At 69.4% G+C, this 6,354-nt stretch carries 8 protein-coding genes; 5 read left to right on the top strand and 3 right to left on the bottom strand.

Going from position 1 to position 6,354, the window contains the following annotated elements; genetic code table 11:
- A partial coding sequence (locus tag B7438_RS15025) for a CdaR family transcriptional regulator (RefSeq protein WP_143465966.1) occupies positions 1 to 753 on the top strand: 753 nt, incomplete at its 5' end.
- A 9-nt stretch (positions 754 to 762) separates the two neighbouring features.
- Here the strand turns inward: B7438_RS15025 and B7438_RS15020 are convergent.
- From B7438_RS15020 to B7438_RS15010, 3 genes are all read right to left on the bottom strand, one after another.
- A complete protein-coding gene (locus B7438_RS15020; protein ID WP_085370484.1) occupies positions 763 to 2,232 on the bottom strand; it encodes an FAD-binding oxidoreductase in 1,470 nt (489 codons plus the stop codon).
- Between the two features lie 201 nt (positions 2,233 to 2,433).
- The gene (locus tag B7438_RS15015) at positions 2,434 to 2,778 is read right to left on the bottom strand and encodes a hypothetical protein (RefSeq protein ID WP_085370483.1); all 345 of its coding nucleotides are present in this window, start codon (positions 2,776 to 2,778) and stop codon (positions 2,434 to 2,436) included.
- Between the two features lie 65 nt (positions 2,779 to 2,843).
- Positions 2,844 to 3,413, bottom strand: a complete 570-nt coding sequence (locus B7438_RS15010) for a carboxymuconolactone decarboxylase family protein (protein WP_085370482.1) — start codon at positions 3,411 to 3,413, stop codon at positions 2,844 to 2,846.
- Positions 3,414 to 3,485: 72 nt separating this feature from the next.
- Here B7438_RS15010 and B7438_RS15005 point away from each other — a divergent pair, with 72 nt between their 5' ends.
- The 4 genes from B7438_RS15005 to B7438_RS14990 all read left to right on the top strand — a co-directional run bounded on the left by B7438_RS15005 (position 3,486) and on the right by B7438_RS14990 (position 6,260).
- Positions 3,486 to 4,223, top strand: a complete 738-nt coding sequence (locus B7438_RS15005; protein ID WP_143465964.1) for a class I SAM-dependent methyltransferase — start codon at positions 3,486 to 3,488, stop codon at positions 4,221 to 4,223.
- A gap of 230 nt (positions 4,224 to 4,453) precedes the next feature.
- Positions 4,454 to 5,104: a hypothetical protein gene (locus B7438_RS15000; protein WP_085370481.1), complete on the top strand. Its 651-nt coding sequence runs from the start codon at positions 4,454 to 4,456 to the stop codon at positions 5,102 to 5,104.
- Positions 5,105 to 5,133: 29 nt separating this feature from the next.
- A complete protein-coding gene (locus B7438_RS14995; RefSeq protein WP_085370480.1) occupies positions 5,134 to 5,775 on the top strand; it encodes a hypothetical protein in 642 nt (213 codons plus the stop codon).
- Positions 5,776 to 5,780: 5 nt separating this feature from the next.
- Entirely contained in the window at positions 5,781 to 6,260 is a 480-nt protein-coding gene (locus tag B7438_RS14990; protein WP_085370479.1) for a hypothetical protein, read from the top strand.
- The last annotated feature ends 94 nt before the right edge of the window (positions 6,261 to 6,354 follow it).

Genomic DNA, 6,354 nt, shown 5'->3' with positions numbered 1-6,354 from the left:
GTGCTGAGCGGGGCGGTCGTGGGGGTTGGTGGTGGTGCGGGTGTGGGTGGTTCGGGCGGTTCGCAGGGCTCCGGGCGTCCTGGCCGTCTCGACGCTGCAGCGCTCGCGGATGCTGCCCGGCAGGCGGCGCGCGGCCAGGGGCTCGACGTGCTCGTCGCGCAGCATCCGGAGCGCACAGAGGGGATGCTCGTGCTCGCCGTGTCGTCGCGCGCGGAGCGGCCGGTGACGGACGCCGCTCTCACCGCCGTCGCTCAGGCGATCGGCCGGGCGGTCGGTGGGGCGGCGGGCGATGGATCGGCAGGCGATGGGGCGGCCGTGACCGTGGCCCTCGGGTCGCAGGCTCCGGGCATCCCGGGCCTGCTGGCGTCGATCGCGGAGGCCGGGCAGCTGATCGCCCGCGCCGACGGCAGGCGCTCCCGCGGCGTGACGATCCTGCGCGCGGAGCACCGGCCGCTCCTCCGACTCGTCACCACGCTCGGCGCGGATCCGCGCATGCAGGAGCACAGCGAGCTGATGCTGCGGCCCCTCATCGACTTCGACCTCGCCAACGGCGGCGACCTGCTCGACGTGCTCCGCGCGTACGCCGCCCACCCGGGCAACCGCACCAGGGCGGCCGCGGCCAGCCACCTGTCGCGTTCGGTCTTCTACCAGCGCATCGCCCTCATCGAGGACCTGCTCGGGATGGACCTCGACGACGGCGAGACCCTGTCCGCCCTGCATGCGGCCCTCCTGGCGCGCAGCGCGCGCGGCTGACGGCGCGGGTCAGCTGTCGAAGCCGAGCCCGACCGCATCCAGCCCCTTCAGGAACAGGTTGCGTCGGCCGTCTGCGTGGTCGGCGCGGTCGAGCGACCACCTGGTCAGGTTGATGCCGATGGAGGCCGCGGGCTCCGGCGGGAACGGCAGCGGGCGGCTGCGCACCATCTCCAGTTCGGTGCGTTCCGTGGTGCGCCCGGCGAGCAGGTCCAGCATCACCCGTGCGCCGAAGTGCGTCGCCGCCACTCCGAGCCCGGTGTACCCGGTCGCGTACGCCACCTTCCCGCCGCGGGCCGTGCCGAAGAACGCGCAGAACCGGCTGCAGGTGTCGATCGCGCCCGCCCAGCGGTGGCTGAACCGGAGCCCGTCGAGCTGCGGGAACGTCGTGAAGAAATGGCTAGCCAGCCGCGCGAACGTCTCCGGCCTGTTCTCGTAGCGCTCGCGCACGCGACCGCCGTAGTGGTAGATCGCGTCGTAGCCGCCGAACAGGATGCGGTTGTCCTGCGACAGCCGGTAGTAGTGGAACTGGTTCGCCGAGTCGCCGATGCCCTGCCTGCCCGACCAGCCGATGGAGGCGAGTTGCGCATCCGTCAGCGGCTCGGTCATCAGCACGTAGTCGTACACGGGCACCGTCGCGAGCCTGTTCCGTTTCAGGAGGCTCGGGAACACGTTGGTGGCGAGCGCCGTACGCTCCGCCCTGACCACCCCGTGCGGGGTTTCGATCACCGTGCCGTCGCCGATGCTCAGCACCAGGCTGTGCTCGAACACCTCCACCCCGGCGTCGACGCAGGCCCGGGCGAGGGCCCTGGCGAGCTTCGCCGGATGCACGAGGGCCGAGTCGCGGGTGCGCAGCAGCCCGGCGAGGTAGGTGGGGGAGTGCACCTCGGCCCGCACGGCGTCGCCGTCGAGGAAACGGACGGTAGGAGTGCTGGAGGGGAAGGGTGCGTCCGCCGCTGCGTCGCCGTCCGCCGCCTCCGCCGCGCCGTCCGCCGCTGCCGCCTCGCGCAGCCACTCCACCTGGTGCTCCTCCGTGGCCACGTCGATGGCGCCGTTGCGTTCGAACCCTGCGTCGAGGCCCAGCTCCGCAACGGTGGCCTCGATCTCGTCGAGGTTGCGCATCCCGAGCCGTTGCAGCTGGTCGAACTCGGCGGGGAACCTGCTGCGGCCGTTCTCTTCCCCGTGGGTGAGGCTCGCCTCGCAGAAGCCGCCGTTTCGTCCGGACGCCGCCCAGCCGATCCTGCGCGCTTCGAGCAGAACGACGCGCGCGGCCGGGTTCTCGCGCTTGGCGAGCAGCGCCGTCCACAGCCCGGAGTACCCGCCGCCGACCACCACGAGGTCGCAGCTGATGTCGCCGGTGAGCGTCGGGTACGCGTCGCCGGGCGCGTCCTCCGTCCAGAACACGGCCTGCCTGGTGCCGCTCAGCGCGTGCCGCACCGTGGATGCGTCCGGCCGGTTCCTCTCGAATACGGTGCTGCCCACGCCACTCGCCCTTTCCGCCGCCGGGTGACGGTCCCGGGGCTGATCCCGGTTCCGGTCCCCACATTCTCGCGGCCCGAGCGCGTCCCCACCACAGAACTCCGTCGCCTTCTCCACAGGTTTCCGGCCATTCCGTCCGACGAGATGCCACCAACTGTCGCCGAATCCGCCGTTTTCGCGACAGTTACTGGCATCTCGGTGCGGTCAGGGGAACTCGATGGTGGGGTCGGTGTCCGCATCGACGGGGAAGTGGGCGAGGAAGGTGACCCCGTCGGGTCCGGCGTCGAACCGGGCGATGCGCACCGCCTCCTGCTCGTAGAAGACGTCGCCGGGGGAGAGCAGCCGCTCCTTCTCGCCTTCCACCTGGTAGACGGCGCTGCCCGCCTCGATGCTCCCGACGACCGGACCGTTGTGGATGTGCACCCCCGACGCGGCGCCGGGCGCGATGGTGATGCGGCGCGACACGATGCGCCCGACCGTGCGTGGCACGGGGAGGGTCACATCCTGGACGTCGACCCGCACGACGGGGTTCTCTGCTGGCTGCTCCATAAGCCGACCATAGCGATCGCCGTATGCCGGTCGGGGAATCGGCCGCGCGCCGCCCGCCTCGCCGGTCAGAGCGGAGCGAGCAGCGCCCCGCGGAGGTGCGGGCTGAGGCCGGGCGGCACATCCACGTCGACCGCGAGCGCCTGGATAGCGCGGCTGAAGTAGTTGCGGGCCGACGCGGCGAGCGTGATGTCGACGATCTCCCTGTCGCTGAAGCCGAGGTCGCGCAGGCGCTGGCTGTCGGCGTCGGTCATCGCGTACGAGTCGCGGCTGACCCGCTCCGCGTATTCCATCATCCCCACCTCGGCCTCGGTGAGATCGGCGTCGTGGTAGTCGCGGGCGATGCGGATCAGCTGGTCCTCCTCGATCAGCGGGAGGGTCTTGCGTCCGTGCGCCAGCCTGCAGTGCTCGGAGTGCGTGCCCTGCGCGGCAGCGAGCGTGACCAGTTCGAACCGGCGCGTGCCCAGCTGCGACACGATCGACCGGACCAGCTGCTCCCACGCCCGGTACGCCTCGGGATTCACCGCCATCGCGCGCGTGTGCGACGCGACGTAGCCGAGGTCTGCTTCCTCTTTGGCGTAGATCGCGGCGACCTCGCCCTCCGCGTCCTCCGGTGCCGTCGTCGAGATGATGGACATGGCTTCCTCCTCCGTCGCAGAACCCCGCACTCCATGCTCGCACCGGCGCGACCGCACCGCTAGCGTGGGAAGGTGACCGAGGATGCCAGCTACCGCGACCCCCGTCTCGCCGCCCTGTACGACCGGATGAATCCGTTCGCGGCCGACACCGAGTTCTACCTGGCGTTCGCCGACGAGCATCCCGGGTCGCGCATCCTGGACATCGGCTGCGGCACCGGCCTGCTGACCGTCGAGCTCGCACGCCGAGGCCACCGGATGCTCGGAGCGGACCCCGCGGAGGCCATGCTCGACATCGCCCGCACCCGCGACGGCGGCGACCTGGTCGAGTGGCTGCGCGCGGAGGCGAGCGAACTCCCGCCCGGCGACGCCGACCTGGCGATCATGACCGGACACGTCGCCCAGGTGTTCGTCACGGACGACGCCTGGACGGATGCGCTCGCCGCTGCCCACCGGGCGCTGCGGCCGGGCGGACTCCTCGTGTTCGAGAGCCGCGACCCGCAGGCGCAGGCCTGGCTGCGCTGGGGCGACGGCCGCGAGGTGCTCGACACCCCGGACGGCCGGGTGACGGCGTGGAACGAGGTCACCGGAGCCTCGGGCGGGGTGGTCGGTCTGGTGGGCCACTACGAGTGGGAGGACGGCGAGCATGTCACCGACGAGGGGGCGCTGCGCTTCCGCACCGAGGAGGAGCTGCGGGCGTCGCTGGTCGGCGCGGGCTTCGGGGTGCGCGCGGTCTACGGCGACTGGATGCGTGGCCCGGTCACGGACACGACCACCGAGCTGATCGTGGTCGCCGACGCGCGCCCGGTGTAGCAGGCCCGGCACGACGACGCCCGCCCGGTGTAGCGCGGGTGGAGTATTGCGGCTGCGCCTCGGCGGGCGAATGCCGACGGACTGGCGCGCCCAACGCTGGCGGCTGACGGGTAATGGCAACTGTGTGCTCGCCGATCGCGTCGCGCTGCCCGCTGTGAAACGCTCGCAAGAAACCTAATATGCTGGGTGTTACCTATTCAATGGTTTCAACAGTTCAAAGGAGTCTTGTTGTGAGAATCCACCCCCGCCGCCTTATCCTGGGATCCGCATCCCTGGTCTTCGCGGGCTCTCTGATCGTCGGCGCACCAGCCGCCTGGGGATCGGCCCCTGAACCGCCTCCCACGATCGACTTCCAGCAGAACCGGGTCACCGACGCATCGGGAGCCGAACTCAGCGTGAGGTCCACCTCCGGTGACGAAGGCGAGTCGACCACTCGGGCCAACACAGCTTCTGGCACTCCAGTGGTCATCGTCCGGCAGAGTGCCCCCGTCGAGGCATCGCCCGCAACGCTCCCTCCTGAGGCCTCTGCAGACGCTGTGCGGGTGGCGCAGCACGTCGATGGCTCGCTCCCCGCCGAGCTTGTGGGAACGGAATACGTCGAGGGCGCGAACACTCAGACGATGAGCGAAGAGGAGCGGACGGAGTCGCCCGACCCGTCGACTTTCGCACTCCGCTTCGTTCAGGCACTCACACCGCACTCTGTCTCGTTTGCGTGGGAGCGCGACGAAGGCGTCGCGACGACGCAGGTGCTCCGCGACGGCGCGGTCGTCGCTGACGGCGTGGCGGCAGCGTTCACCGAGACCGGGCTGGAGACGAACCGGCAGTACGAGTACCGAATCCTCTCCGAGACTCGGCTGGCGAGATCGTGGGTACCCGGATGATTCCCGTCTCTCTTCCTACAACGAGCGCCATGCCGCGTGCCGCGCGCACCTACCAGCCGTGGGTCTCCGGGTTCGTTTACCGGACCTTCATTCCTGACTCCAAGGTCAATATGGATCTGATGACGACTCTGGGCTGTGGGCAGGCCGGGAAGACAGGAATGACGTTCGGTGGGGACGGCCGCAGTTGGGTGACGCCGCCGTACAACACGCCATGGGACGCTACGTCCTTCCGCTCATCCGTCTTCATCAACATCAACTGGGACAACGCGGCCCCCTACGACGTCGTGTGGACCAAAGAAGTGAGACCGACAACGCTCTACCAGAACGGCGTCTTGAAGGAACAGCGGACCGCCTCGGCCGATAGCATCAAGCTCTCCAACATCTCCGCAACCTCCAACTATGCCCAGGCACACATCAACCATGCCGTTGGCAATCCCTTCTGCGCAGCGGGAGCCATCACGTATAACGCGTGGGCGCGCTTCTACCGGAGCGGCACCTTCGAGGTTAGCGGAAGCCGCTTTCCAGTGCCCGCCCACGAGGTCTATGGAGGATGGGACAACGGCAACGGCACCAAGGTCTGGCGTCCCCTCACCCGGTTGAGCAACGAGGGCTTCGCTTGCCTGACCGGTGTCTGCGGTTCCAAACAGCTCTACGGTTCCGCGACATACTGATACCAGTGGACAACGACCGGACCGACCCCCGCCCCCGCTACACCGTTCTCGGCCTGTTCGCCGGAGCGGGGGTTGGTCTGCTCACCGGAGCGCTCGCCTTCGCCCTCCTGCTCCCACCACCCACCAACACGTTCGCCCTCGCCAGCACGTACACACTCACGGGTCTCGGACCTCTCACGGCAGGGACCCTGATCGTCGGACTCGCCACGCTCGGCTTCATCAGGCGACGCTACGTTGGCTCGTTTGCCACAGGAATACTCGTTTTCGCCCTCTCGCTCGGGCTAGCCATTCTTGTTGCCGCAATCGCCACCGCATTCGGCATCAACTTCTTCCTCGCGGTACTCGGATTCGGAATCCCCATCATCTGGTGCATGACCGTCGCAGTGATGCTTCTGCCGTGGCTATCCCGCCACCGCACGATTTCCGTCGCCGCACTCGCCGCTGTCGCTGCCATGAGCATCTTCGGGCTCGTCAACCTCACCTGACCCACGGCCGACCGGAGCGATCGACTCGGTATTTGCACCCGGGCGCAGCGACCGACTCTGCCCCGCGATCAACGACGACGCCGTCAACCCGCCG

Source organism: Leifsonia sp. NCR5 (genome assembly GCF_002105485.1).
GTDB lineage: Bacteria > Actinomycetota > Actinomycetes > Actinomycetales > Microbacteriaceae > Leifsonia.
Note: the sequence above shows the minus strand (reverse complement) of the source record. Positions and strands in the feature narration are given on the sequence as shown.

What these genes read in the sequence shown, in the direction of transcription:
- B7438_RS15015 (WP_085370483.1), bottom strand. Translation starts at nt 2,778, where the DNA reads ATGGAGCAGCCAGCAGAGAACCCCGTCGTGCGGGTCGACGTCCAGGAT.
- B7438_RS15010 (WP_085370482.1), bottom strand. Translation starts at nt 3,413, where the DNA reads ATGTCCATCATCTCGACGACGGCACCGGAGGACGCGGAGGGCGAGGTC.
- B7438_RS14995 (WP_085370480.1), top strand. Translation starts at nt 5,134, where the DNA reads ATGCCGCGTGCCGCGCGCACCTACCAGCCGTGGGTCTCCGGGTTCGTT.